The following is a 23,280-nucleotide window of genomic DNA, read 5'->3' on the forward strand; positions in this document are numbered from 1 at the left end:
CTCGGAGGCCCGCTCATGATCGGCAATCTCACCGACGCCTTCGCCAGCGCCCTGTTCGGCCGGGTGGAGACCACCCGGCTCCCGGTGCGCACCTCCAGCGGCCAGGCGCAGGCGGTGTACCTGCCGACGGCGGCGCCCGGCCTGGGCGACTCCGGGGTGATCATCGGCCGCGAGGTGTACAGCGGCAAGGGCTACGTCTACGACCCGTTCCAGCTGTACGGCCAGCAGCTGCCGGCCCCGCACTGGCTGGTGCTGGGGGAGTCCGGCAACGGCAAGTCGGCGCTGGAGAAGACTTACGTGCTGCGGCAGTTGAGGTTCCGCGACCGCCAGGTGGTGGTGCTGGACGCGCAGGGCGAGGACGGCGTCGGCGAGTGGAACCTGATCGCCAACGCGCTGGGGATAAAGTCCATCCGGCTCGACCCGATGGCGGCCCGGGACGGCGGGGTGAAGCTCAACCCGCTGGACCCGTCGATCACCACCACCGGCCAGCTGTCGCTGCTGCGCACCATCATCGAGGTGGCGATGGGCCGCTCGCTGGAGGAGCGGGCGGGCTTCGCGCTGAAGGCCGCGCACGCGTACGTGCACGCCACGGTGAAGGACCGCCAGCCGGTGCTGAACGACATCATCGACACGCTGCGCAGCCCCGACCTGTCGGCGGTGGAGTCGCTGGGCGTGGAGATCGGCGAGGTGCAGTCCTGGGGCCTGGACGTGGCGCTGGTGCTGGACCGGCTGGTCGACGGCGACCTGCGCGGCATGTTCGACGGCCCGACCTCGGCGGGCATCGACCTGGACGCGCCGCTGATCGTTTTCGACCTGTCGCACATCGACCGGAACTCGATCGCGATGCCGATCCTGATGGCGATCGTCGGGGTGTGGCTGGAGCACACCTGGCTGCGGCCGGACCGGGTGAAGCGGATCTTCCTGGTCGAGGAGGCCTGGCACATCATCAACAGCCCGTTCGTGGCGCAGCTGTTCCAGCGGCTGCTGAAGTTCGGGCGCCGGCTCGGCCTGTCGTTCGTGGCCGTGGTGCACCACCTGTCGGACGTGGTGGACGGGGCGGCGGCGAAGGAGGCCTCGGCGATCCTGAAGATGGCCTCCACCCGCACCATCTACATGCAGAAGGCCGAGGAGGCGAGAGCCACCGGCCGGGTGCTGGGCCTGCCGCGCTGGGCGGTGGAGATCATTCCGACGCTGTCGCCGGGCATCGCGGTGTGGGATGTCAACGGCAACGTGCAGGTGGTCAAGCACATCATCACCGAGGCCGAGCGGCCGCTGGTGTACACCGACCGCGCGATGACCGAGGACGCGGTGGAGGAGCGCGAGCGCGCCGAGCAGCAGTTGGCCGCGCAGCCCAGGATCTGACGCCGGAGGACCGGCTGACGGGGTGTCGGCAGAGAACTCGTCAGCCGTCGGATACCAGCTCGTTACTTCAGGGTTCCTGACAGCTACGCGCGTGGACTCTAGGCTGCTCCCCGATACAACGCCAGGCCGCCGTCTCGGCGGCCCCGACGGTGCAGGGGATCCTCATGCCCATTTCCGGCTCCAACGGCCGCCGCAGGACCGCGCTCGCGGCCGCCGCCGCTGCCGCCCTCCTCGGTTCGATGGCCCTGCCGGCCACCGCCGAGGCCCACGGGCACGGCCAGGACAAGCCCAAGTACGAGGACCTGCAGCTCCTCGCCATCAACGACCTGCACGGCAACCTGGAGCCCCCGGCGGGGTCGTCCGGCACCATCAACGAGGGGAAGGTCGACCCGGCGACCGGCAAGCCCCTCGGGACCCCCGCCGGTGGCGTCGCCTACCTGGCTACCGCGCTGAACGAGGCCCGCGAGGGCCACAAGAACAGCATCACCGTGGCGGCCGGCGACCTGATCGGCGCCAGCCCGCTGGTCTCCGGCCTGTTCCACGACGAGCCGACCATCGAGGCGCTGAACATGATCGGCCTCGACGTGACCTCGGTGGGCAACCACGAGTTCGACGAGGGCGCGGCCGAGCTGAAGCGCATGCAGAACGGCGGCTGCCACCCGACCGACGGCTGCTACGAGCCGGGCCGCACCTTCGAGGGCGCCGACTTCCCGTACCTGGCGGCCAACGTCACCGACGAGAAGACCGGCAAGCAGCTGCTCAAGCCGTACTGGGTGAAGAACGTCCGGGGCGTCAAGGTCGGCTTCATCGGCGTGACCCTGGAGGGCACCCCGAACATCGTCACCGCCGCCGGCGTCAAGGGCCTCAAGTTCGACAACGAGGTCGCGACGATCAACAAGTACACCGCCGAGCTGAAGCGCCAGGGCGTCAACTCGGTGGTCGCGCTGATCCACGAGGGCGGCCTGCCGGCCAGCAGCGTCTACAACTACGACTGCGGTGCGGGCGGCTCCGGCATCTCCGGCCCGATCGTGGACATCTCCAAGCGCCTCGACCCGGCGGTCGGCGCGATCGTCACCGGCCACACCCACAACTCGTACGCCTGCATGATCCCGGACCCGAACGGCGTGCCCCGCTCGGTCACCAGCGCCGCCTCGTTCGGCCGGCTGTACACCGAGATCAACCTCAAGCTGGACAAGCGCACCGGCACCATCGTCCGCCCGTCGGTGACCGCCGCGAACCACATCGTGCGCCAGACCGACGCGAACAGCGACGTGCTCGACCTGATCAAGCGGTACAGCGCGCTGGCCGCGCCGATCGCCAACCGCCCCGTCGGCTGGATCAGCGCCAACATCGACGGCCGCGGCTCCAACGACATCGAGAAGCCGCTCGGCGACGTGATCGCCGACGCGCAGCTGGCCGGTCTCGCGCCCGCCGACAAGGGCGGCGCGCAGGTCGCCTTCATGAACCCCGGCGGCATCCGCTCGGACCTGGTCTTCACCGCGTCCGGCAGCGAGGGCGACGGCGTGGTGACCTACGGCGAGGCGTTCACCGTCCAGCCGTTCACCAACATGATGCAGGTCAAGACCCTGACCGGCGCCCAGCTGATCCAGGTCCTGCAGCAGCAGGTCTCCGGCTCCAACGCGGCCGCCCCGAAGATCCTGCAGATCTCCTCCAACCTCAGCTACACCCTGGACCAGGGCAAGGCCGGTGCGGACCGCATCGTCCTCGACTCGGTCCGCCTGAACGGCGCCCCGATCGACCCGAACGCCACCTACCGGGTCGCCGCCAACGAGTTCCTGGCCGGCGGCGGCGACGGCTTCCCGGCCTTCGCGGCCGGCACCGACAAGCTCGTCGGCGCCTCCGACCTGGACCTGTTCAACGCGTACCTGAGCAGCCACAGCAGCGCCACCGCCCCGCTGGCCCCGCCGGCCCAGAAGCGGATCACGGTCATCCAGCCGCCCAAGAACGGCTGACGACACACAGGAGTTCACGGAGGGCGGGGCGTCGAAGCGCCCCGCCCTCCGGCGTGCTCAGCGCGGGTCGTCCGGCTGCCCGGGCAGCACCATCACCGCCTGCGTCCCCGGCCTGCCGTCCGACGCGGGGCCGAGCGAGACCTGGCCGCCGGTGTCCCGCACGGTCTGCGCGACGATCGACAACCCCAGCCCGGAGCCCGGGAGTTGGCGGGAGGACGGGGAGCGCCAGAAGCGGTCGAAGACGAACGGCAGCTCATCGGCGGGGATGCCCGGGCCGTGGTCGCGGACCGTCAACCGCCCGCCGCGCAGGCGGACTTCGACGGTGCCGGACGGCGGCGAGTACTTCACCGCGTTGTCCAGCAGGTTGATCACCGCCCGTTCGAGGGCCGCCGGGTCGCCCTGCACGTACCAGGGGTTGACCTCGGCGGCGAAGGTCAGCGCCGGGCCGCGCAGCCGTCCGCGCTCCAGCGCGCGCTCCACCGTCTCGTGGAACGGCACCACGGTGCGCACCGACTCGGGGTTCGGGGTGTCGGGGCGGGAGAGCTGCAGCAGGTCGCCGATCAGCACGGTGAGCTCCTGCATCTGCGCCTTCATGTTGCCCAGCATCCGCGCCCTGGTCTCCGGCGGCAGCGCGCGCCCCTGCTGGTCGGAGCGGATCAGCAGGTCCACGTTGGTGCGCAGCGAGGTGAGCGGGGTGCGCAGTTCGTGGCCGGCGTCGGCGATCAGGCGGGTCTGGCGCTCGCGGGAGTTGGCGAGGGCGGTGGACATCGAGTTGAAGGAGGTGGAGAGGCGGGCGATCTCGTCGCTGCCGTTGACGGGGATGGTGGTGCCGACCTCCTCGGTGCGCGCGATGTGCTCGACGGCGTCGGTCAGCCGGTCGACCGGCCTGAGCGCGGAGCGGGCGACGACCCGGCCGGCGACGCCCGCCCCGATGACGCCGAGGCCGGCCAGGCCGGCCATCAGCAGGGCGAGGCTGTTCAGCGATTCGTGGACGTCCTTCATCGGGGTGGCGGTCAGCATCACCGCCGGCTTGCCGCCCACCGCGACGGGGAGCACCCGGACCATGGCCGACCCGCCGTCGGCGTAGTGGCCCTCCCGGTAGGCCGGGCGGGTGGGGGTGCCGGCCTTGAGGTCGGACAGTACGGTGTCGATGGCCCGGGTCGAGCCGAGCGGGAAGCACACCTGGCGGTCGGCGGTGATCACCTGGATGTCCCACTTGTTCTGGGCCAGGTGGTCGGTCCTGGGCGGCAGCGCGTCCAGGGCCTCCTCGGCGTTGTCGGCGCACTTCCCGAGGATCAGCTCCCGGTTCGGCGTCGGCTTGGGCGCCTCCGCCAGCGCGTTGCGGGCCTGCTGGTAGAGGCTGTCGCGGACCACGAGCCAGCAGGCCACCGCCGCGACCGCGATCGCCACCGCCACCGCGGCGGCCGTGAGCATGGCCAGCCGGCTCCGCAGCGATCTGCTGCGGAACCACCCCGTGAGCCGGCCGATCGGCTTCACGCCGCGGCGCCGCTGGGGACCGTGCGCAGGGCATAGCCGACGCCGCGCACGGTCTGGATGATGCGGGGCATGCCGTTCTGCTCGGTCTTGCGGCGCAGATACATGACGTACACGTCGAGGGAGTTGGAGGACGGCTCGAAGTCGAAGCCCCAGACGGCCTTGAGGATCTGTTCGCGGGTCAGCACCTGGCGCGGGTGGGAGAGGAACATCTCCAGCAGCATGAACTCGGTGCGGGTCAGCTCAATCGGGGTGCCGGCCCGGGTGACCTCGCGGGTGGCGGTGTTCATCCGCAGGTCGGCGAAGGCGAGCACCTCGCCGCCGTCCTCGTCGGCGGCGGTGCGGGCGGCGGCCTCGGCGGCGAGTGCGTTGCGGCGGAGCAGGGCGCGGATCCGGGCGAGGAGCTCGTCGAGTTCGAAGGGCTTGGCGAGGTAGTCGTCGGCGCCGACGTCGAGTCCGGTGACGCGGTCGCCGACGGCGTCCCGGGCGGTGAGCATCAGGACGGGGACGGTGTCGCCGCGCGAGCGCATCCGGCGGACGGCGGTGAGGCCGTCCATGCGCGGCATCATGATGTCGAGCAGGACCAGGTCGGGGTGCTCGCGTTCGACGGAGGCGAGGGCCTCGTAGCCGTCGGTGGCGGTGGTGACCTGGTAGCCCTCGAAGGCGAGGCTGGATTCCAGCGCGTCGCGCAGGGCGGGTTCGTCGTCGACCACGAGGACGCGGGCGCCGCCGCCCGGGGCCTCGGCAGGGGTGCGGTCGTCGGCGGGGGGAGTCATCGGCGCGGGGCCCTTTCTGAGTCCGGTCGGTCGAGGCCATTGTCCGTCGCTCGGGGACGGAACCGGCGGGTGTCAGAGGTTCTGGCCGGCCTGGAGCTGCGGCAGGACCTGCTTGACGCTGTTGATCGGGATGGCGAAGCCGAGCCCGACGCTGCCCGCTTCGGCGGAGGCGCCGGAGCCGGTGTCGGCGCCGCTCGCGGAGTACATGGCCGAGTTGACGCCGATGACCTGGCCGGCGGCGTTGATCAGCGGTCCGCCGGAGTTGCCGGGGTTGAGCGCGGCGTCGGTCTGCAGTGCCTGGTAGGTGGCGGTGTCGGGCCCGGTGGCGCCGGTGGAGCCGCGCAGGCCGGGCAGGTCGGGGAGGCCGAAGCCGCCGTTCGCCCTGGTGGTGCCCTCGTCGACCTGGACGGAGACGGTGCGGTTCTTGGCGGAGACGATGCCGGAGGTGACGGTGCCGGTGAGGCCCTCCGGGTTGCCGATGGCGACCACGGGATCGCCCACGGCCGTCGCGTCGGAGTCGCCGAGCACGGCGGTGGTCAGGCCGCTGACGCCGGACGCGGTGACGACGGCGGTGTCCAGCGACTTGTCGGTGCCGGTGACGGTCGCGGAGGCGCTGCGGCCGTCGTGGAAGGTGACCGTCATCCGGCCGCCGCCGGTCACCGCGCCGGAGACGACGTGGTAGTTGGTGAGGATCCGGCCGTCGCCGGTGAGGACCACGCCGGTGCCGGTCGCGGTGCCGCTGCCGGTCCTGACGGTGATCTGGACGACGGCGGGCGAGAGTGCGGCGGCGATCGCCGAGACGTCGGCGCTGCCGTCGGCGCGCGCCGCCACCGGGCGGGCCGGGGTGCCGCTCGCGGTGGAGGAAGAGCCGTCCCGGTCGTGCGCCAGGACGCCGCCGGTGACGCCGCCGAGCAGGGCCGCCACGGTGGCGACGGCGGTGGCCAGCGCGACGCGGCTCCTCAGCAGGCCCCGGCGGGCGCGGTGGCCCCGGGGCTGCGGCTCGGGCTGCGGCTGGGGCTGCGGGTCGGCCTCGGGGAAAGCGGGGTGCGCGGTGCGGTGCTCGCTCATGGGAACGACGGTCCGCCCGCTTCATGAACGTTCGATGAGAGCGCGGTACGAGTTCCCCCAGAAGCCTGTCAGCTTCTCATAAAGCCTGGTCAGGCGGGCTCGCCGGAGCAGCCGCAGGAGCGCCGCACGACCAGCCGGGACGGGAACTTGCGGACCCGCTCGGTGTCGCTGCCGGGCACCATCAGCGAGTCGTCGAGGACCAGGTCGACGGCGGCCCGGGCCATCGCGTCCCGGTCGGAGGCGACGGTGGTGAGCGGCGGGTCGGCGAACCCGGCCTCCGGGATGTCGTCGAAGCCGGCCACCGCGAGGTCGTCGCCGACCTTCAGGCCGAGCTCGCGGGCGGCCCGCAGCACGCCGATCGCCTGGTCGTCGGTGGAGCAGAAGATCGCGGGCGGCCGCCGGTCGGAGGACAGCAGCTCCAGCGCGACCTGGTAGGCGCCGTAGCGGTGGAACGGGGCGTCGATCAGGTACGGCTCGGTGGGCAGGCCGTGGGCGGTCATGGCGAGTTCCCATCCGGCCACGTGGTCGATGACCGGGTCGCCGGGGGCGGGGGATTCGACCGGGCCGCCGAAACATGCCACGTACGGGTGACCGTGCACTTCGAGCAGGTGACGGACGACCAGTTCGGAGCCGCCGACGTCGTCGGTGACCACGGCGACGTCGTCGATCGCCTCGGGCCGGCGGTGCAGCAGCACCACCTTGGCGCCCTCCATCGCGGCGAACTCCTCGGCGGCGCGCTGCGAGGGGCCCTGGCTGACCAGGATCAGACCGGAGACCCGCATGCCGAGGAAGGCGCGGACGTAGTGCACCTCGCGGTCGTCCACGTAGTCGGAGTTGCCGATCAGCACCAGCTTGCCGCGCTCGGAGGCGGCGCGTTCCACGGCGTGCGCCATCTCCGCGAAGAAGGGCTGCCGGGCGTCGGGGACGACCATGCCGATCAGGTTGGTGCGCCGGGAGGCCATCGCCTGGGCGACGGAGTTCGGGCGGTACCCGAGCTGCTCGATCGCGGCGAGCACCTTCTCCCTGGTGGCCGGGGCGACCGGCCGGGGACCATTGTTGATCACATAGCTGACGACCGCGGTCGAGGTCCCAGCCAGTCGGGCTACATCGTCGCGCGTCACCTTGGCCACGGGGGGAGTCTACGCGGGTCGTTCGGCGCTCCGAGCCGGGGTCGCACCTGGTGGGACGGGGCGCGGCGGCGGGCCCGGCGGGCCGAAAACGGACCGATCCGGGCAAGCCGGGCGAGGTGGCGCCGCCCGGCCCGTCGCCGCCGGATCCGGTCAGCGTTCGCGCCGCGCCGGGGCTCTGGCCGGCTCCGCCCGCTCGCCGCCCTTGTCGGTCCGCTCCGGCACCACGAAGCGGTAGCCGACGTTGCGCACGGTGCCGATCAACTGCTCGTTCTCGACGCCGAGTTTGGCCCGCAGCCGGCGTACATGGACGTCCACGGTGCGGGTGCCGCCGAAGTAGTCGTAGCCCCACACCTCCTGGAGCAGCTGCGCCCGGGTGAACACCCGGCCGGGGTGCTGGGCCAGGTACTTGAGCAGCTCGAACTCCTTGAAGGTGAGGTCGAGGACGCGGCCCTTGAGCTTGGCGGAGTAGGTGGCCTCGTCGACCGACAGGTCGCCGTTGCGGATCTCCATCGGGGAGTCGTCGACGGCGACCTGGAGCCGGCCGAGGGCGAGCCGCAGCCGGGCCTCGACCTCGGCGGGCCCGGCGGTGTCCAGCAGTACGTCGTCGATGCCCCACTCGGCGGTGACGGCGGCCAGGCCGCCCTCGGTGACCACCAGGATCAGCGGGCTGCCGATGCCGGTGGACCGCAGCAGCTGGCACAGGCTGCGGATCTGCGGCAGGTCGCGGCGCCCGTCGACCAGGATCACGTCGGCGCTCGGGGTGTCGATCAGGGCGGACCCCTCGGCGGGGGCCACCCGGACGCTGTGCAGCAGCAGTCCGAGGGCGGGCAGCACCTCGGCGGAGGGTTGCAGGGCGTTGGTCAGCAGGAGCAGTGAACTCATACCCGGCCAGTCCCCTTTCCGGGTCGTCGCGGTGGCGTCCGCCGGGGGGACGGCGGGCGCGGTACAGGGTGGGGGAGCGCCCACAGCCCGGAGGAGGCGGCGGCGGACGGGGCGGCGGCCGGCCGGGGGTCCCGCAACCCCTGGCGTCCCGCTGGTGCCTCGTCCATCGGCGTACCCTCCGCTCTGTCCGCCGACGGCCGGCACGTCGTCGTGCGGCCGGCGGCGGGGTCGGTCCGGCGGCCGGTGCGGGTGGGGCACCGTTCGCAAGAACGTCCTACTGGCGTCCTGAAAGCACAAAAGGACCCGGGGGCGACTCTGCCCGGATCCCTTACGGAATCGAGAATAGCCGACCACCCGCGCGCCCGGGAGTGGCGCGAGCGGCGCACGGGCCCGCGAGGGGCCCGGGAACGGGTGAGGTACGACACCTTGCGCCCCCGTGGCGAGCTGGGAGGTTTGCCCGGCGGCGGGGGCCGGGGGCGATGATGGGGCCTGCACCGGGCCGGCCGCCGCACCGGTCGAGCACCGACGAGAGGGGTTGCCGTGACCGGGACCGCCGATGCCCGTACCGCGCCGAATTCACCTGTGCGGGTGAGCGGGACGGTCCGCTACTGGGCCGCCGCCAAGTCGGCGGCGGGCCGCGCCGAGGAGCCGTACCTGGCCGCGACGCTGGCCGAGGCGCTGGCCGCGGTGCGGGCCGCGCACGCCGGGCGGCCGGAGCTGCTGCGGGTGCTGGGCATGTGCTCGTTCCTGGTGGACGGCGATCCGGTGGGCGCCCGGGACCACGCGGCGGTGCCGCTGAGCGAGGGCGGCACGGTCGAGGTGCTGCCGCCGTTCGCCGGGGGCTGAGCGCGGATGTGTCCGAGTGCCGGGCCGGAACCCGGGCATCCGTGCGATCGTCCTAGGTGTCCGAGACCGGTTCGTCGACGGAACGGCCCGGCCGGACCGTCCAGGGGGAAGCGATGCATGGCGCAGTGAAGCTGCTGATCGGGCTCGGAGTGGTGGGCGGCCTGCTGGTCGCCGCCGACCGGGTGGCCGTCGGGGTCGCGGAGGACCAGGCCGCCGACGCCGCGGTCTCCTCCGGCTGGCTGACCGACAAGCCGGAGGTCGAGATCGGCGACGTCCCCTTCCTGACCAGCGCGGTCGCCGGGGAGCTCGACCAGGTCGACCTCTCCTCGAACGGGATGACGGTCACCGACGGCAAGGAGCGGGTGACGGTGCACTCGTTCAAGGCCAGCCTGTCCCAGGTGAAGTTCACCGACTCCTACCGCGGCGTGACGGTCGGACGCGGCGACGGCCAGGGCGTGGTCGACTACAAGGACCTCGCCAAGTTCATGAAGGGCGGCGGCCTGCTCGGCCTGGAGTACGCCGGCCCCGGCGCGGTGAAGGCCTCGGTGCCCGGCGGCGGGATCACCGGCAAGCTGCACAGCGAGGGCGACGAGGTGGTCGTCGACGACGTCCAACTGACCGGCACCGCCTCGGCGTTGAAGGGCCTGGCGGGCGACCTGCTGAAGCCCCAGCGGTTCCGGCTGACCGGCCTGCCCCGGGGCCTGTCGCTGGCCGAGGCCACCCCGGAGCCGGACGGCGTGCGGCTGCGCTTCACGGTCGCCCCGGGGACCACGCTGGGGCACTGACGCCTGTCCGGTGGGCGAGACACGCTGTCCAGCACCGCCGGGGGAAACCTTCGCAGCACCGGTTCGCCCGGGCCCCGCACGGGGTCCGGGGCCCGGCCGGGCCGACGGGCGCGCACGGGAAAAGCGGTAAATCTCAGTATTCGGTTGATCGAGTCTCATTATTCGACACGATGATGACAGCGCCCCTTCGGAGTCCCTAGCATCGACGACATGAAGCGACAGGCGGACCTCACAAAGCGGCGGGCGGTAGACCACTGCCGCGTGTCGAGCTGCCTGTGTCGAATGCGCTGACCGGGCGGTCCTGACCCAGTCACGGCACGCCCTCCCCCGTTCCGACGCCGCGAACCGGTAGCAGTTCCGCACCGGTGCGTCGGGGACGACGAGCACCTCTCTCACGATTCACCCCCGGCTCTGCCGCACCTCACGCCGTCCCACTATGCGGACAGGTGTGCGGACAACGCGGCCCGGGACCCTCCAGCAGCCTTCCGCCAACCGCCCCCGGATGGAGAAACAGCACATGAGCCGCAGCGACGTTCTGGTCGATGCCGACTGGGTCCAGGCCCACCTGGACGACCCGAAGGTGGTCGTCGTCGAGGTCGACGAAGACACCGCCGCCTACGACAAGAACCACATCCGCAACGCGGTCCGGATCGACTGGAAGAAGGACCTCCAGGACCCGGTCCGCCGCGACTTCATCGACCAGGCCGGCTTCGAGGCGCTGCTGTCCGCCAAGGGCATCGCCAACGACGACACCGTGGTGCTGTACGGCGGCAACAACAACTGGTTCGCCTCCTACGCCTACTGGTACTTCAAGCTGTACGGCCACGGCGACGTCCGCCTGCTGGACGGCGGCCGCAAGAAGTGGGAGCTGGACTCCCGCGAGCTGGTCGTCGAGCAGCCCCAGCGGGCCGCCACCCAGTACACCGCGCAGCCGGCCGACTCCTCGATCCGCGCCTTCCGCGACGACGTGATCAACGCGATCGGCACCCTGAACCTGGTCGACGTCCGCTCGCCCGACGAGTTCTCCGGCAAGCTGCTCGCCCCGGCGCACCTCCCGCAGGAGCAGTCGCAGCGCCCCGGCCACGTGCCGAGCGCGAGGAACATCCCGTGGGCGAAGAACGCCAACGACGACGGCACCTTCAAGAGCGACGACGAGCTGAAGGCGCTCTACGAGGCCGAGGGCGTCGACCTGGCCACCGACACCATCGCCTACTGCCGGATCGGCGAGCGCTCCGCGCTCACCTGGTTCGTCCTGCACGAGCTGCTCGGCCAGGCGAACGTCAAGAACTACGACGGTTCGTGGACCGAGTACGGCAGCCTGGTCGGCGTGCCGATCGAGCTCGGCAACTGAGCCCCGGCTCGCGCGAAGCAAGGAAGAGGGAGAACAGACATGTGCGGTGCGAAGGCCGGCGGCCCGGACCTGGCAGGAGTTGACGTGGCGAACGAGACGATCATCCAGGGTTCGGTGACCCGCAACGAGGAGCCGGTCAACGGCTACGTGCGGCTGCTGGACGAGAACGGCGAGTTCACCGCCGAGGTCCCGACCTCGGCGACCGGGCAGTTCCGGTTCTTCGCCCGCCCGGGCAAGTGGACCCTGCGGGCCCTGGTGCCCGGCGCCACCGTGGACCGCCAGGTGGTCGCCACCCAGGGCGAGTTCACCGAGGTCGCGATCGCGGTCTGACGAGGGCGAGCAGCACGAGGGCCCCGGGCGTCCTTACGACGGCCGGGGCCCTCGGCCTACCCTGGAGGCGTGCAGGCACACCGGCGGCACGTGCGCTACTTCGTGATGATGGGCGTCTGTCTGGGGCTGTTCGTCCTCGCCTGGGGCGTGGTGCGGTTCTTCTCGGTCGGCGCCGCCATCGGCATGTGCGTGGTCGCGATGGTGATACCGCCGCTGGCCGCCGTCCTCGCCAACCGGCGCGACAAGGACGACGACTGGTGGAACGACCCGCGCTGGGACGACCCGCACTGGGAGCGGCGCGGCCACGACCGGGACCGGCCGGACCGCGAGCCCCCCGGCGATCAGTAGACGAGCGCCTTGGCCTCGTCCGCCATCACCTCGGACAGGAACACCTGCGCGCCGGCGATCCGCACGCCCTCGATGACGTCCTCCTGGGCGATGCCCCGGCGGGCGGCGCACTGGGTGCACAGGGTGACGGTGCCGGCGGCGAGGATCGCCTCCAGCAGGTCCGGCAGCGGCGCGGAGTGCGGCAGTTCGAACTCGGCGGCCTTCCCCGGCAGCGCGAACCACGCGGACTCGCCGGTGAGCCAGAGCGACACCGGCACGCCGCTGGCGACCGCGACCGAGGCGACCGTGAAGGCCTGGGAGCAGCGCTCCGGGGCGTCCGCACCGGCGGTGACCTTGATGACCAGCTTCTTCGACATGCCCCAGAGACTACGGCCGCAAGGGTCGCCCGATAGACTCCCGGCCGTAGTGGAAAGCCCCGTTCCTCCGTCGAACCCGCCCCTGGGAGCACACCGTGTCCGGTCTTGAGATCTTCTTCGAAAGTGTCCTGGTTCTGGTGGCCGTGCTGATCACCTGGTTCGCCATCTTCTCCGTGATGAAGCTCTACCAGGGCCAGCGCTGAGCACTGCCGTACGGTTGAGCCGGTAACCGTCCGACGACAGCAGCCAGGACCATGATCGAGATTCCTTCCGACCTCCACCGGGACGTCGTCCCGCTCGCCTTCCTCCTCGGTACCTGGGAGGGCGCGGGCGTGCACGACTTCCCCGGCAGCGAGAAGTGCAACTTCGGCCAGGAGATCGTCTTCCGCCACGACGGACGACCCTTCCTGGAGTTCCGCTCCCGCACCTGGGTGCTGGACGAGCAGGGCGAGAAGATCCGCCCGCTGGAGATGGAGCACGCCTTCTGGCGGGTCACCAGCAACCAGCACGGCACCAGCGGCGAGCGCGAGATCGAGGTCTCCTCGGTGCGCGACGACGGCACCGTGGAGATCTGGTACGGCAAGCTGCACGACGGCAAGCCGCAGATCGACCTGGCCACCGACGCGGTCGCCCGGATCGAGGGCGCGGCCCCCTACAGCGGCGGCAAGCGCCTGTTCGGCCTGGTCAAGGACGAGCTGCTGTGGGTCGGCGAGAAGGCCGCCCCCGAGGTGCCGCTGCGGCCGTACATGTCCGCGCAGCTGAAGAAGGTGCTCAACCCGGCGCAGCTGATCAAGGACGTCAACGACCTCCCGGACGACGGGATCGCGTTCTTCCGCTGAGCACGACCGAGTGGGGGACCGACCCGGCGGTCGGTCCCTACACTGGTCGGCACGACCTCTCAACGGGCAGGGACACCGTGGCGAACACCGACACCACCGACTGGAAGGCCGACCTGCGCGAGCGCGGCTACCGGTTGACCCCGCAGCGCCAGCTGGTGCTGGAGGCCGTCGACGTGCTCGACCACGCCACCCCGGACGAGATCCTGGTGCAGGTCCGCCGCACCGCCAGCGGCGTCAACATCTCCACCGTGTACCGGACGCTGGAGCTCCTGGAGGAGCTCGGACTGGTCTCGCACGCCCACCTCGGCCACGGCGCGCCCACCTACCACCTGGCCGGCCGGCACACCCACCTGCACCTGGTCTGCCGGGACTGCGACCGGGTCACCGAGACCGACACCGCGATTGCCGCGCCGCTGATCGACAGCCTGCGCACCGAGCACGGCTTCGACACCGACCTGAAGCACTTCGCCATCTTCGGCCGCTGCGCCGACTGCACCGCCAAGGCGGAGCACCCGCAGCCGTAGCCCGCGGCGGCGGAGGACCCCGGCCGTGGACCGCAGCCGCCGGTCGTAAGCTGGCCGGTATGAAGAGCCCGCTGCTTGCGCTGCCCGGCGCCGTCGCCGCCGAAGGTCCCGACGAGGGGGTCGCCGCCCACTACGGCGACCTGTTCCGCGAGCAGCGCGAACTGGCCGCCGGACGCGGCTTCGTCGACCTGTCGCACCGCGGCGTGGTCACCGTCACCGGCCCGGACCGGCTGAGCTGGCTGCACCTGCTGCTCACCCAGCACGTCAGCGAACTGCCGCCGCAGCAGGCCACCGAGGCGCTGGTGCTGTCCCCGCACGGGCACGTCGAGCACGCGCTCTACCTGGTCGACGACGGCGCCACCACCTGGATCCACGTCGAGCCCGGCACCGCGCCCGCGCTGGTGGCGTACCTGGAGTCGATGAAGTTCTGGAACCGAGCCGAGGTCGCGGACGCCACCGCCGAGCACGCCGTGGTGTTCCTGCCGGCCGGCTCCACCGCTCCCGCCGGCCGGGCCGCCGCGGTGCGCGAACTCCCCTGGGGCCGCGACCTGTTCGTGCCGCGCGCCGAACTCGCCGACGCCGCCGCCGAGTTCGGCCCGGCCGCGGGCGTGTGGGCGTACGAGGCGCTGCGGATCGAGGGCCACCGGCCGCGGCTGGGCTTCGAGACCGACCACCGCACCATCCCGCACGAGGTGGACTGGCTGGGCAGCGCGGTGCACCTGAACAAGGGCTGCTACCGGGGCCAGGAGACCGTCGCCCGGGTGCACAACCTGGGCCGCCCGCCGCGCCGGCTGGTGTTCCTGCACCTGGACGGCACCGAGGAGAAGCTGCCCGCGCACGGCGCCGAGGTGCGGGTGGAGGGCCAGGAGCGCCCGGTCGGCTTCGTCACCTCCGCGGCCCGCCACCACGAGCTGGGCCCGGTGGCGCTGGCCCTGGTCAAGCGCAACACCCCCGTCGACGCGGTGCTGCTGGCCGACGGCGTCCCCGGCAGCCAGGACGTGATCGTCCCGGCCTGACGCCGCTCAGACCTCCAGCAGGACGGTGAACGGCCCGTCGTTCACCAGCGCGACCTTCATGTCGGCGCCGAACCGCCCGGTCTCCACCTTCGCGCCCAGCGCGCGGAGTTCGGCCACCACGGCGTCCACCAGCGGCTCGGCGACCGGGCCGGGGGCGGCGGCGTTCCAGGTGGGGCGGCGGCCCTTGCGGGCGTCGCCGTACAGGGTGAACTGGCTGATCACCAGCAGCGGGGCGCCCAGCTCCGAGCAGGACTGCTCGGGGCTGCCCGGGAACAGCCGCAGCGTCCAGAGCTTGCGGGCCAGTTGGGCGGCCTGCGCCGGGGTGTCCTGGTGGGTCGCGCCGACCAGGACGCACAGGCCCGGCCCCTCGATCGCGCCGACCGTCTCGCCGTCCACCGTCACGGCCGCCTCGGCGACCCGCTGCACCACTGCTCGCATGCCGCCCATTGTGCCCGCACCCCCGCCGGGGGAGCGCGCGCCCTCGGGTTGCACGCCGGGGTCGCACATGGTGCGCCCCGATCGGTGCAGGTGAGCCCATGGCGCGGATTCTTCGTACTAGCCAGGGGTGTTCGCCAGGGGGCCGTTCGGGTACTCGGGCGTGCGGGGCCGGGCCCCGGGGTGGCACGCTGTCCGACGGCCCGGGGCCATCCGGGCCCCGAGTGGGCGTCCGCCGTCCCGGCGAACCGCGTCACCCGCACGAGTGGCACCGCCCGCCGGGGGAACCCTGAGGACGGGCGGTCCCGCGATCGGCGGGCACAGGTACTACGGCAGGTGGTCGGATTGATGGACGTGAGCGCGGTCGACGAACTGGCCGGCCTGGCCCTGGAGCAACTGCGGGTGCTGCGCCGGGACGCCCTGGAGCAGGAGGCCGACCTGTCGTACCTGCGCCGCCTGCTGCACGGTCGGATGGACATCCTGCGGGCCGAACTCCAGCGCCGGGAGATCCCGCTGGCCGGCGCCATCGAGGCGCAGTGCGCGCTGCTCGACCGGCTGCCCGCGATCCTCGCGGACGCCCCGTCCGCCACCCCCCGCCCGGCCCGGCACCTGACCCTCGGCCCGCCGCGCGGCGAGCGCTACCGGCTGGAGGCGGACGCCCTGATGGGCGACGTCCAACTGGCCGACCTCGGCGCCCACGCCACCGCCGACCTGCTGGCCGCCGTGGAGCGGCTGGCCGAGCACGAGCGCGAGGTGTCCGGCCGCCGCCAGGCGCTGCAGCGCACCGCCGACGACTGCGGCGCGGAAATCACCCGCAGGTACCGTGAGGGGGAGGCCCGGGTCGAGGACCTGCTCGGCGGCAGCTGAGCGGGCGCAGCGCGGTCGGGGCCGCAGTACCCACCCTCACCGCATTCCTGGAGACCACCCGTGTCGCAGTCCGCCCTGCCCGCCCTCGCCGAGGTCATACGCTCCGGCTTCACCGAGGGCCGCCACCGCGGTTCGCTGGTCCTGCTCGACGCCGACGGCACCGTCGCGTACACCCTGGGCGACCCCGAACAGCCGGTCTACCCGCGCTCCACCGCCAAGCCCTTCCAGGCCGTGGCCACCCTGCGGGCCGGCCTGGCCCTGCACGGCGAACAGCTCGCGCTGGCCGCCTCCAGCCACTCCGCCGAGCCCTTCCACCGCGCCGGGGTGCGCCGCATCCTGGCCGACGCGGGCCTCACCGAGGCCGCCCTGCGCACCCCCGCCGACCTGCCGCTGGACGAGGTCGAGGCGGAGGAGCTGCTGCGCTCCGGCGGCGAGCGGGCGCCGATCCTGATGGACTGCTCCGGCAAGCACGCCGGCTGGCTGGCCGCCTGCGCCGCCAACGGCTGGGACCTGGCGGGCTACCTCGACCCCGAGCACCCGATCCAGCGCCTGGCCCGCACTGCGCTGGAGGAGGCCACCGGCGAGCGGGCCGCGCACACCGGCACCGACGGCTGCGGAGCCCCGCTGCTGGCCGTCTCGCTGACCGGCCTGGCCCGCGGCTACCGCGCCCTGCTGCTGGCCGAACCGGGCACCGAGCCGCGCCGGGTCGCCGACGCCATGCGCGCCCACCCCGAGTACGTGGCCGGCACCCGCCGGGCCGACACCTGGCTGATGCGGGCGGTGCCCGGCGCGCTGTCCAAGATGGGCGCCGAGGCCGTGCAGGTGGTCGCGCTGGCCGACGGCCGGGCCCTCGCCTTCAAGATCGAGGACGGCGCGGAGCGCGCCCGCGGCCCGGTGCTGGCCGCCGCGCTGCGCCGGCTGGGCGTCCAGGACCCGGTGCTGGACCGGATCGCGGCCGCCCCGCTGCACGGTGGCGGCCAGGTGGTCGGCGAGGTCCGCGCGGCGTTCTGACGTCCCGTCGGGTGAAGCCCGGATGCCCGACCCGGCCCGCTGGTGCACCGTGGACGGCGGGGGAGCGCCCGCCACCGCCGCACAGGGAGTACTGCATGTCCGACCACACCTACCGGGTCACCGAGATCGTCGGCTCCTCGCACGAGGGCGTGGACGCCGCCATCCGCAACGGCATCGCCCGCGCCGACCGCACCCTGCGCCACCTGGACTGGTTCGAGGTGATCCAGGTCCGCGGCCACATCGAGGACGGGGCGGTCAAGCACTTCCAGGTCGGCCTGAAGGTCGGCTTCCGGCTCGACGACAACGACGGCTGAGCACCGCCGCAGCACGCGCGAGGGGCGGGAGTCCGAAGTGGACTCCCGCCCCTCGCAAGGGTGTTGAGGGCCGCCCCGGAGGGCGTCACGGCTCAGTGGCCGCCCTGCTCCTCAAGGCGCTTGATCGAGGCGGTGATCTCCGCCTCGGCCTCGGCGCGGCCGACCCAGTCGGCGCCCTGGACGGACTTGCCGGGCTCCAGGTCCTTGTAGACCTCGAAGAAGTGCTGGATCTCCAGGCGGTCGAACTCCGACACGTCCTGCAGGTCCTGCAGGTGCGACCAGCGCGGGTCGGTCGCCGGGACGCACAGCAGCTTGTCGTCGCCGCCGGCCTCGTCGGTCATGTGGAACATGCCGATGGCGCGGCACTTGATCAGGCAGCCGGGGAAGGTCGGCTCGTCCAGGATGACCAGCGCGTCCAGCGGGTCGCCGTCGTCCGCGAGGGTGCCCTCGACGTAGCCGTAGTCGGCCGGGTAGCGGGTCGAGGTGAAGAGCATGCGGTCCAGGCGGAGGCGACCGGTCTCATGGTCGACCTCGTACTTGTTGCGCGAGCCCTTCGGGATCTCGATCAGGACGTCGAACTCCAACGGTTCCTCCAAGGTTGGGACTGACAGAATCCAAGTGTCTCCTACGGCAGGGGGTGCTCGGGAAAGGGGCCGGTCGGTGAGATCAGGGGCTGGGGCGGGACGCGGGCGCAGGACGTTGCTCGCCGGGGTGCTGGGGGCGGCGCTGGCCGCGGGGGCGCTGACCGCCGCCGATCCGGCGCCGGCCCAACCCTCGCCGGGCGCCGGCCGCTCGGACGGGCACGGCAGGGGCGCCGAGGACGGCCGCCACCAGGGCGGCGGCGACCCGCAGGGCGGCCGGGGCCGCGGCGAGGGGCACGGCGACCGGCACCGCGCGGTCCCCGTCAAGGGCCCGGTGCTCGACGCCGGCGAGGGCCGCGCCCCGACCGGCGACGGCCTGCGCGGCGCGCTCGGCGCCACCGTCCAGGACCGGGCACTGGGCACCCTGAACTTCGCGGTCGCCGACGCCGCCACCGGCGAGCTGCTGTTCGGCGACCGGGAGAACACCCCGGCCACGCCCGCCTCCACCACCAAGCTCGCCACCGCCGTCGCCGCGCTGGCCCTGCTGCCGGCCGGCCACCGGATCGCCACCACCGTCGTGCGGGGCGCCGCCCCCGGCGAGATCACCCTGGTCGGCGGCGGCGACCCCACCCTGACGGCGCTGCCCCGCGACCAGGTCCGGATCGGCGGCGCCCCCGTCGACGCGGACAGCGCGCCCGCCTCGCTGACCGACCTGGCCCGCCGCACCGCCGCCGCGCTGAAGGCCGCCGGCACCACCGGCGTCCGGCTCTCCTACGACACCTCGCTGTACAGCGGCCCCGTGCTGCACAAGGAGCACGACGGGACGAACATCGCCGCCGTCACCCCGCTGATGGTCGACGAGGGCCGGGTCGACCCGCGCTCCGCCGCCGAGGCCCCGGACCGGGTGCCCGACCCCGCCGGGCAGGCCGCCGAGGCCTTCGCCGGCCTGCTCGCGGCCGAGGGCATCACCGTCCAGGGCCGCCCCGGCCGGGCCACCGCCCCCGCCGGGGCCGGCGAGCTGGCCCGGGTGCAGTCGCCGGAGATCGGACGGCTGGTGGAGCGGATGCTGACCACCTCCGACAACCAGCTCGCCGAGGCCGTCGCCCGGCAGGCCGCGATCGCCGCCGGGCAGCCGGCCGGCTTCGAGGGCGCCGCGAGCGCCGTCACCGCCGAACTCGGCAAGCTGGGCGTGCCGCTGACGGGCGTGGTGCTCACCGACGGCAGCGGCCTGGCGCACGCCAACCTGATCCCGCCGGTCACCCTGGTGAAGCTGCTCGCCGAGGCCGCCTCCCCGCGCCACCCGGAGCTGCGCCCGGTGCTCACCGGCCTGCCCGTCGCCGGCTTCACCGGCACCCTGGCCGGCCGGTTCGGCGCCAAGTCCGGGGCGGGCGGCGCGGCCGGCGTCGTGCGCGCCAAGACCGGCAGCCTGCAGGGCGTCAACACGCTGGCCGGCACCGTGCTGGACGCCGACGGCCGGGTGCTGGCCTTCGCGCTGATGACCCGCACCGACGCCGACCCGGCCACCGCCCGCGCCGCCGTCGACCGGATCGTCGCGAAGATCGCCGCCTGCGGCTGCTGACCGCCCGTCGGCCCGCTGAACACCCGTCAACCGGCCGGGGCTCCTGTCTCCCGCCGAGCGGGGGCGAGCACGTACCGTGAGGGCATGACGAGCGCGAACAGCGGTGCGGAGATGGTCGACTGGGATCTCGCGGTGGCGACCGCCGTGCGCCTGGCCCGGCCCGGGCCCCGGGTCGGCCGGGAGGAGGCCCGCACGGTGGTCGCCGAGCTGCGCCGGCACGCCGCCGAGGCCGAGCGGCACGTGCGCGAGTTCACCCGGATGGGGACGGACGAGGACACCCCCGGCACCCCCGTGCTGGTGGTCGACCGGCCCGGCTGGGTGCGCGCCAACGTGGCGGGCTTCCGCACCGTGGTCCGCCCGCTGACGGACCGGCTGGCGGCCCGCCGCCCGGACGGCCCGGCCGCCGCCGCGGCCGGCTCGGTGGGCGCCAAGGCCACCGGCGTGGAGGTCGGCGCGGTGCTGGCGTTCCTGTCGGGGAAGGTGCTCGGCCAGTACGAGACCTTCGCCCCCGCCGCGCTGCCGACCGCCCCGGACAGCCCCGAGGGCCTGTTCGACCAGCCGCGCCGGGGCCTGGCGACGCCGCCCGGCCGGCTGCTGCTGGTGGCGCCGAACATCGTCCAGGTGGAGCGCGAACTCGACGTCGCCCCGCACGACTTCCGGCTCTGGGTGTGCCTGCACGAGGAGACCCACCGCACCCAGTTCACCGCCGTCCCCTGGCTGCGCGACCACATCCAGTCCGAGGTGCAGGAGTTCCTCGCGCAGACCGACGTCGACCCCTCGGCGCTGCTGGACCGCCTGCGCGAGGCCTTCGGCGGCCTGCCCGGCTTCGGCGGCCGGGGCAACGGATCGGGCCCGGGCAGCCTCACCGACCTGGTGCAGACGCCCGCCCAGCGGGAGATCCTGGCCCGGCTGACCGCCGTGATGTCACTGCTGGAGGGCCACGCCGACGTGGTGATGGACGGCGTCGGCCCGGCCGTGGTGCCCTCGGTCGCGGAGATCCGGGAGAAGTTTCAGCGCCGCCGCGACCGCGGCAGCGGCCGCCTCGACCTGGTGCTGCGCCGCCTGCTCGGCATGGACGCCAAGCTGCGCCAGTACCAGGACGGCGCGGTGTTCGTCCGGGGCGTGGTGGAGCGGGCCGGGATGGACGGCTTCAACCGGGTGTGGACCTCGCCGAACACGCTGCCCACCAAGGACGAGATCCACGACCCGGCGTCCTGGGTGGCCCGGGTGGTCGGCTGAACGGGGCCCCGGGGTGGTCCGCCGCGGCCCCGGGTGGACGATCACTCGGGCGAGTCGTACACCTGGCGGCAGACGTAACGTTTCTCCATTCACCCGTACGTGGGACCGTGGATCCGCCGTTGGCGCGGGTGGCGTGGGCGGTGGCCTGATTCTGCGACCATCTGTGAGCGCCTGGTGACCGAGAGCTGACAGGCGGTCCCGTACCCCCTCCGCCAAGGAGTGCCAACCATGGGCCCACACCCCGCTGTCGCGGCGATACGCCTCGCCGTCCGCCGTACCCTCGCCGAGCTCGCCGCCGAGGCGGGCGTCGGCCCGGCCGAGCCGGTGCGCGCCGCCCGCACCGCGCCCCCGGCGCAGCCCGCCCCGCTGCCCGCGCTGGCCGCCACCGCCACGGTGCCCGGCACGCTGATCGGCAACGCCCGCCGCCACCCCTCCGGCCTGCCCCGCACCCCGGCCGCCCCCGGCTCCCCGCTGGTGCTGGTCGCGGTCTCCGGCGGCGCCGACTCGATGGCCCTGGCCACCGCCACCGCCTTCGAGGCCCCCAAACTCGGCCTGCGGGTCGGCGCCGTCACCGTCGACCACGGCCTGCAGGACGGCTCCGCCGAACGCGCCGAACAGGTCGCCGTCCGACTGCGCGAACTGGGCCTGGACCCGGTGGAGGCGGTCGCCGTGCGGGTCGGCCGCGAGGGCGGCCCGGAGAACGCCGCCCGGGAGGCCCGCTACGCCGCGCTGGACTCCGCCGCCGAACGCCACGGCGCACTCGCCGTCCTGCTCGGCCACACCCGCGACGACCAGGCGGAGACGGTGCTGCTGGGCCTGGCCCGCGGCTCCGGCGCCCGCTCGCTGGCCGGGATGCCGGCCCAGAAGGGCCGCTACCGCCGCCCGCTGCTGGAGCTCGACCGGGCCGCCACCCGGCAGGCCTGCACCGCCCAGTCCATCCCGGTCTGGGACGACCCGCACAACGCGGACCCGGCCTACACCCGCTCCCGGGTGCGGCACGAGGTGCTGCCGGTGCTGGAGAAGCACCTCGGCGGCGGCGTGGTGGAGGCGCTGGCCCGCACCGCCCGGCTGTTCCGGGACGACGCCGACGCCCTGGACCAGTGGGCCGCCCTCGCCGAGCGCGACCTGCGCGCCGCCGACGGGGCGCTCGACGCGGGCAAGCTCTCCGAACTGCCCCCCGCGGTGCGCCGGCGGGTGCTGCGCCGCGCCGCCCTGCGCGCGGGCTGCCCGGCCGGAGACCTGTTCGCCCGCCACCTGGAAACCGTGGACTCGCTGGTCACCGGCTGGCGCGGCCAGGGCCCCCTGCACCTACCCGGGGGCGTCGAAGCCGTGCGCCGGTGTGGCACGCTGGTGTTTCGGCGGCAGGGCGACTGAACACGAACCAGTCGCACCGCCGCCGCCGAACCCAGACCCCGAACGTTTGAGGACGTATCCCCGGTGGACCAGAACGACATGGGCGCAGACCTCGCGAAGGTGCTCATCAGCAAGGACGAGATCGACGCCAAGCTGGTGGAGCTGGCCGCGCGGATCGACCAGGACTACGCCGGGAAGGACCTCCTGCTGGTCGGCGTCCTCAAGGGCGCCGTGATGGTGATGGCGGACCTGGCCCGGGCCCTGCACAGCCAGGTGACCATGGACTGGATGGCGGTCTCCTCCTACGGCATGGGCACCAAGTCCTCGGGCGTGGTGCGCATCCTGAAGGACCTGGACACCGACATCGCCGGCCGGGACGTCCTGATCGTCGAGGACATCATCGACTCCGGTCTGACGCTGTCCTGGCTGCTCGGCAACCTCGGTTCGCGCGGCCCGGCCTCGCTCAAGGTCTGCACCCTGCTGCGCAAGCCGGACGCCGCCAAGGTGGAGATCGACGTCGAGTACGTCGGCTTCGACATCCCCAACGAGTTCGTGGTCGGCTACGGCCTGGACTACGCGGAGAAGCTGCGCAACCTGCCGTTCATCGGCACCCTGGCCCCGCACGTCTACGGGGGCTGAACCGATCGGGCGACCGGTGGGAACAGTGCCCTGTTCCCACCCGTTGTGCGGGGGTAGGAAAATAGGTCGCACCGTGGTGTGATCCCGTCGTGAGCGGGACCCGCTGCGGTACGGTCCAATCAAACGCTCGTCTTACGAGCACATATCGGATGCGCCGCGGCCCACGGCCGACCAGCGCCCGT

Annotated in this window: 25 protein-coding genes; 17 read left to right on the forward strand and 8 right to left on the reverse strand. The window is 73.2% G+C overall.

Going from position 1 to position 23,280, the window contains the following annotated elements; all coding sequences use genetic code 11:
• The first annotated feature begins 15 nt into the window (after positions 1 to 15).
• Together ACWEMJ_RS18520 and ACWEMJ_RS18525 are read left to right on the forward strand one after the other, a co-directional pair.
• The gene (locus tag ACWEMJ_RS18520) at positions 16 to 1,362 is read left to right on the forward strand and encodes an ATP-binding protein (RefSeq protein WP_452138126.1); all 1,347 of its coding nucleotides are present in this window, start codon (positions 16 to 18) and stop codon (positions 1,360 to 1,362) included.
• 164 nt (positions 1,363 to 1,526) lie between these two features.
• The gene (locus ACWEMJ_RS18525; protein ID WP_452138127.1) at positions 1,527 to 3,335 is read left to right on the forward strand and encodes a bifunctional metallophosphatase/5'-nucleotidase; all 1,809 of its coding nucleotides are present in this window, start codon (positions 1,527 to 1,529) and stop codon (positions 3,333 to 3,335) included.
• A 57-nt stretch (positions 3,336 to 3,392) separates the two neighbouring features.
• On the opposite strand, the gene ACWEMJ_RS18530 is transcribed toward ACWEMJ_RS18525, so the two are convergent.
• The 5 genes from ACWEMJ_RS18530 to ACWEMJ_RS18550 form a co-directional block, all read right to left on the reverse strand.
• Positions 3,393 to 4,769 (reverse strand): sensor histidine kinase, encoded by a 1,377-nt coding sequence (locus ACWEMJ_RS18530; protein ID WP_452138128.1) that lies wholly within the window; start codon positions 4,767 to 4,769, stop codon positions 3,393 to 3,395.
• Between the two features lie 59 nt (positions 4,770 to 4,828).
• Entirely contained in the window at positions 4,829 to 5,605 is a 777-nt protein-coding gene (locus ACWEMJ_RS18535; RefSeq protein WP_452138129.1) for a response regulator transcription factor, read from the reverse strand.
• A 72-nt stretch (positions 5,606 to 5,677) separates the two neighbouring features.
• A complete protein-coding gene (locus ACWEMJ_RS18540) occupies positions 5,678 to 6,673 on the reverse strand; it encodes a S1C family serine protease (protein ID WP_452138130.1) in 996 nt (331 codons plus the stop codon).
• An 89-nt stretch (positions 6,674 to 6,762) separates the two neighbouring features.
• Complete coding sequence (locus ACWEMJ_RS18545; RefSeq protein ID WP_452138131.1) at positions 6,763 to 7,803, reverse strand: LacI family DNA-binding transcriptional regulator; 1,041 nt, start codon at positions 7,801 to 7,803, stop codon at positions 6,763 to 6,765.
• A 150-nt stretch (positions 7,804 to 7,953) separates the two neighbouring features.
• On the reverse strand, positions 7,954 to 8,685 hold the full coding sequence (locus ACWEMJ_RS18550) for a response regulator transcription factor (protein WP_452138132.1): 732 nt from the start codon (positions 8,683 to 8,685) through the stop codon (positions 7,954 to 7,956).
• A 588-nt stretch (positions 8,686 to 9,273) separates the two neighbouring features.
• On the opposite strand from ACWEMJ_RS18550, the gene ACWEMJ_RS18555 reads away from it, so the two are divergent.
• The 5 genes from ACWEMJ_RS18555 (at position 9,274) to ACWEMJ_RS18575 (ending at position 12,345) form a co-directional block, all read left to right on the forward strand.
• Entirely contained in the window at positions 9,274 to 9,531 is a 258-nt protein-coding gene (locus ACWEMJ_RS18555; protein ID WP_452138133.1) for a MoaD/ThiS family protein, read from the forward strand.
• A gap of 113 nt (positions 9,532 to 9,644) precedes the next feature.
• Positions 9,645 to 10,316 (forward strand): LmeA family phospholipid-binding protein, encoded by a 672-nt coding sequence (locus ACWEMJ_RS18560; protein ID WP_452138134.1) that lies wholly within the window; start codon positions 9,645 to 9,647, stop codon positions 10,314 to 10,316.
• Between the two features lie 517 nt (positions 10,317 to 10,833).
• Positions 10,834 to 11,667 carry a sulfurtransferase gene (locus ACWEMJ_RS18565; protein WP_452138135.1) on the forward strand — a complete coding sequence of 278 codons (834 nt, stop codon included), beginning with the start codon at positions 10,834 to 10,836 and terminating at the stop codon, positions 11,665 to 11,667.
• A gap of 39 nt (positions 11,668 to 11,706) precedes the next feature.
• Positions 11,707 to 11,997 carry a DUF1416 domain-containing protein gene (locus ACWEMJ_RS18570; RefSeq protein WP_035864892.1) on the forward strand — a complete coding sequence of 97 codons (291 nt, stop codon included), beginning with the start codon at positions 11,707 to 11,709 and terminating at the stop codon, positions 11,995 to 11,997.
• Between the two features lie 69 nt (positions 11,998 to 12,066).
• The gene (locus ACWEMJ_RS18575) at positions 12,067 to 12,345 is read left to right on the forward strand and encodes a DUF3099 domain-containing protein (RefSeq protein ID WP_452138136.1); all 279 of its coding nucleotides are present in this window, start codon (positions 12,067 to 12,069) and stop codon (positions 12,343 to 12,345) included.
• Here ACWEMJ_RS18575 and ACWEMJ_RS18580 read toward each other — a convergent pair.
• Positions 12,339 to 12,701: a DsrE family protein gene (locus ACWEMJ_RS18580; RefSeq protein WP_452138137.1), complete on the reverse strand. Its 363-nt coding sequence runs from the start codon at positions 12,699 to 12,701 to the stop codon at positions 12,339 to 12,341. The two genes, ACWEMJ_RS18575 and ACWEMJ_RS18580, sit on opposite strands and share 7 nt — an antisense overlap.
• Before the next feature lie 254 nt (positions 12,702 to 12,955).
• On the opposite strand from ACWEMJ_RS18580, the gene ACWEMJ_RS18585 reads away from it, so the two are divergent.
• The 3 genes from ACWEMJ_RS18585 (at position 12,956) to ygfZ (ending at position 15,080) form a co-directional block, all read left to right on the forward strand.
• Positions 12,956 to 13,540, forward strand: a complete 585-nt coding sequence (locus tag ACWEMJ_RS18585; RefSeq protein WP_452138138.1) for an FABP family protein — start codon at positions 12,956 to 12,958, stop codon at positions 13,538 to 13,540.
• Between the two features lie 77 nt (positions 13,541 to 13,617).
• Complete coding sequence (locus ACWEMJ_RS18590; RefSeq protein ID WP_452138139.1) at positions 13,618 to 14,064, forward strand: Fur family transcriptional regulator; 447 nt, start codon at positions 13,618 to 13,620, stop codon at positions 14,062 to 14,064.
• A 59-nt stretch (positions 14,065 to 14,123) separates the two neighbouring features.
• Entirely contained in the window at positions 14,124 to 15,080 is a 957-nt protein-coding gene (gene ygfZ, locus ACWEMJ_RS18595) for a CAF17-like 4Fe-4S cluster assembly/insertion protein YgfZ (RefSeq protein WP_452138140.1), read from the forward strand.
• A 6-nt stretch (positions 15,081 to 15,086) separates the two neighbouring features.
• Here the strand turns inward: ygfZ and dtd are convergent, their stop codons facing one another.
• Positions 15,087 to 15,518 carry a D-aminoacyl-tRNA deacylase gene (gene dtd / locus ACWEMJ_RS18600; protein ID WP_452138141.1) on the reverse strand — a complete coding sequence of 144 codons (432 nt, stop codon included), beginning with the start codon at positions 15,516 to 15,518 and terminating at the stop codon, positions 15,087 to 15,089.
• Between the two features lie 345 nt (positions 15,519 to 15,863).
• On the opposite strand from dtd, the gene ACWEMJ_RS18605 reads away from it, so the two are divergent.
• From ACWEMJ_RS18605 to ACWEMJ_RS18615, 3 genes are all read left to right on the forward strand, one after another.
• Positions 15,864 to 16,382: an RsiG family protein gene (locus tag ACWEMJ_RS18605; RefSeq protein WP_452138142.1), complete on the forward strand. Its 519-nt coding sequence runs from the start codon at positions 15,864 to 15,866 to the stop codon at positions 16,380 to 16,382.
• A 60-nt stretch (positions 16,383 to 16,442) separates the two neighbouring features.
• On the forward strand, positions 16,443 to 17,393 hold the full coding sequence (locus ACWEMJ_RS18610; RefSeq protein WP_452138143.1) for an asparaginase: 951 nt from the start codon (positions 16,443 to 16,445) through the stop codon (positions 17,391 to 17,393).
• 95 nt (positions 17,394 to 17,488) lie between these two features.
• Positions 17,489 to 17,707, forward strand: coding sequence for a dodecin (locus tag ACWEMJ_RS18615; RefSeq protein ID WP_452138144.1), 219 nt, complete (start codon positions 17,489 to 17,491; stop codon positions 17,705 to 17,707).
• A gap of 92 nt (positions 17,708 to 17,799) precedes the next feature.
• On the opposite strand, the gene ACWEMJ_RS18620 is transcribed toward ACWEMJ_RS18615, so the two are convergent.
• Entirely contained in the window at positions 17,800 to 18,291 is a 492-nt protein-coding gene (locus ACWEMJ_RS18620; RefSeq protein ID WP_452138145.1) for an inorganic diphosphatase, read from the reverse strand.
• Positions 18,292 to 18,367: 76 nt separating this feature from the next.
• Between ACWEMJ_RS18620 and dacB the strand changes: the two genes are divergently transcribed.
• The 4 genes from dacB to hpt all read left to right on the forward strand — a co-directional run bounded on the left by dacB (position 18,368) and on the right by hpt (position 23,098).
• Entirely contained in the window at positions 18,368 to 19,867 is a 1,500-nt protein-coding gene (dacB, locus tag ACWEMJ_RS18625) for a D-alanyl-D-alanine carboxypeptidase/D-alanyl-D-alanine endopeptidase (RefSeq protein ID WP_452138146.1), read from the forward strand.
• Positions 19,868 to 19,951: 84 nt separating this feature from the next.
• Positions 19,952 to 21,106 carry a zinc-dependent metalloprotease gene (locus ACWEMJ_RS18630; RefSeq protein WP_452138147.1) on the forward strand — a complete coding sequence of 385 codons (1,155 nt, stop codon included), beginning with the start codon at positions 19,952 to 19,954 and terminating at the stop codon, positions 21,104 to 21,106.
• A gap of 228 nt (positions 21,107 to 21,334) precedes the next feature.
• Complete coding sequence (gene tilS, locus ACWEMJ_RS18635; RefSeq protein ID WP_452138148.1) at positions 21,335 to 22,480, forward strand: tRNA lysidine(34) synthetase TilS; 1,146 nt, start codon at positions 21,335 to 21,337, stop codon at positions 22,478 to 22,480.
• A 63-nt stretch (positions 22,481 to 22,543) separates the two neighbouring features.
• On the forward strand, positions 22,544 to 23,098 hold the full coding sequence (gene hpt / locus ACWEMJ_RS18640; protein WP_035864922.1) for a hypoxanthine phosphoribosyltransferase: 555 nt from the start codon (positions 22,544 to 22,546) through the stop codon (positions 23,096 to 23,098).
• Positions 23,099 to 23,280 lie beyond the last annotated feature (182 nt).

This window comes from Kitasatospora sp. NPDC004531 (assembly GCF_053602195.1).

Bases quoted from the DNA above. Each gene is read 5' to 3' on its own strand.
- ACWEMJ_RS18570 (WP_035864892.1), top strand. From the start codon at position 11,707: ATGTGCGGTGCGAAGGCCGGCGGCCCGGACCTGGCAGGAGTTGACGTG.
- ACWEMJ_RS18520 (WP_452138126.1), top strand. From the start codon at position 16: ATGATCGGCAATCTCACCGACGCCTTCGCCAGCGCCCTGTTCGGCCGG.
- dtd (WP_452138141.1), bottom strand. From the start codon at position 15,518: ATGCGAGCAGTGGTGCAGCGGGTCGCCGAGGCGGCCGTGACGGTGGAC.
- ACWEMJ_RS18565 (WP_452138135.1), top strand. From the start codon at position 10,834: ATGAGCCGCAGCGACGTTCTGGTCGATGCCGACTGGGTCCAGGCCCAC.
- ACWEMJ_RS18525 (WP_452138127.1), top strand. From the start codon at position 1,527: ATGCCCATTTCCGGCTCCAACGGCCGCCGCAGGACCGCGCTCGCGGCC.
- ACWEMJ_RS18580 (WP_452138137.1), bottom strand. From the start codon at position 12,701: ATGTCGAAGAAGCTGGTCATCAAGGTCACCGCCGGTGCGGACGCCCCG.
- tilS (WP_452138148.1), top strand. From the start codon at position 21,335: ATGGGCCCACACCCCGCTGTCGCGGCGATACGCCTCGCCGTCCGCCGT.
- ACWEMJ_RS18560 (WP_452138134.1), top strand. From the start codon at position 9,645: ATGCATGGCGCAGTGAAGCTGCTGATCGGGCTCGGAGTGGTGGGCGGC.
- ACWEMJ_RS18585 (WP_452138138.1), top strand. From the start codon at position 12,956: ATGATCGAGATTCCTTCCGACCTCCACCGGGACGTCGTCCCGCTCGCC.
- ACWEMJ_RS18550 (WP_452138132.1), bottom strand. From the start codon at position 8,685: ATGAGTTCACTGCTCCTGCTGACCAACGCCCTGCAACCCTCCGCCGAG.
- ACWEMJ_RS18605 (WP_452138142.1), top strand. From the start codon at position 15,864: ATGGACGTGAGCGCGGTCGACGAACTGGCCGGCCTGGCCCTGGAGCAA.
- ygfZ (WP_452138140.1), top strand. From the start codon at position 14,124: ATGAAGAGCCCGCTGCTTGCGCTGCCCGGCGCCGTCGCCGCCGAAGGT.
- ACWEMJ_RS18630 (WP_452138147.1), top strand. From the start codon at position 19,952: ATGACGAGCGCGAACAGCGGTGCGGAGATGGTCGACTGGGATCTCGCG.
- ACWEMJ_RS18540 (WP_452138130.1), bottom strand. From the start codon at position 6,673: ATGAGCGAGCACCGCACCGCGCACCCCGCTTTCCCCGAGGCCGACCCG.
- ACWEMJ_RS18615 (WP_452138144.1), top strand. From the start codon at position 17,489: ATGTCCGACCACACCTACCGGGTCACCGAGATCGTCGGCTCCTCGCAC.
- ACWEMJ_RS18530 (WP_452138128.1), bottom strand. From the start codon at position 4,769: ATGCTCACGGCCGCCGCGGTGGCGGTGGCGATCGCGGTCGCGGCGGTG.
- ACWEMJ_RS18535 (WP_452138129.1), bottom strand. From the start codon at position 5,605: ATGACTCCCCCCGCCGACGACCGCACCCCTGCCGAGGCCCCGGGCGGC.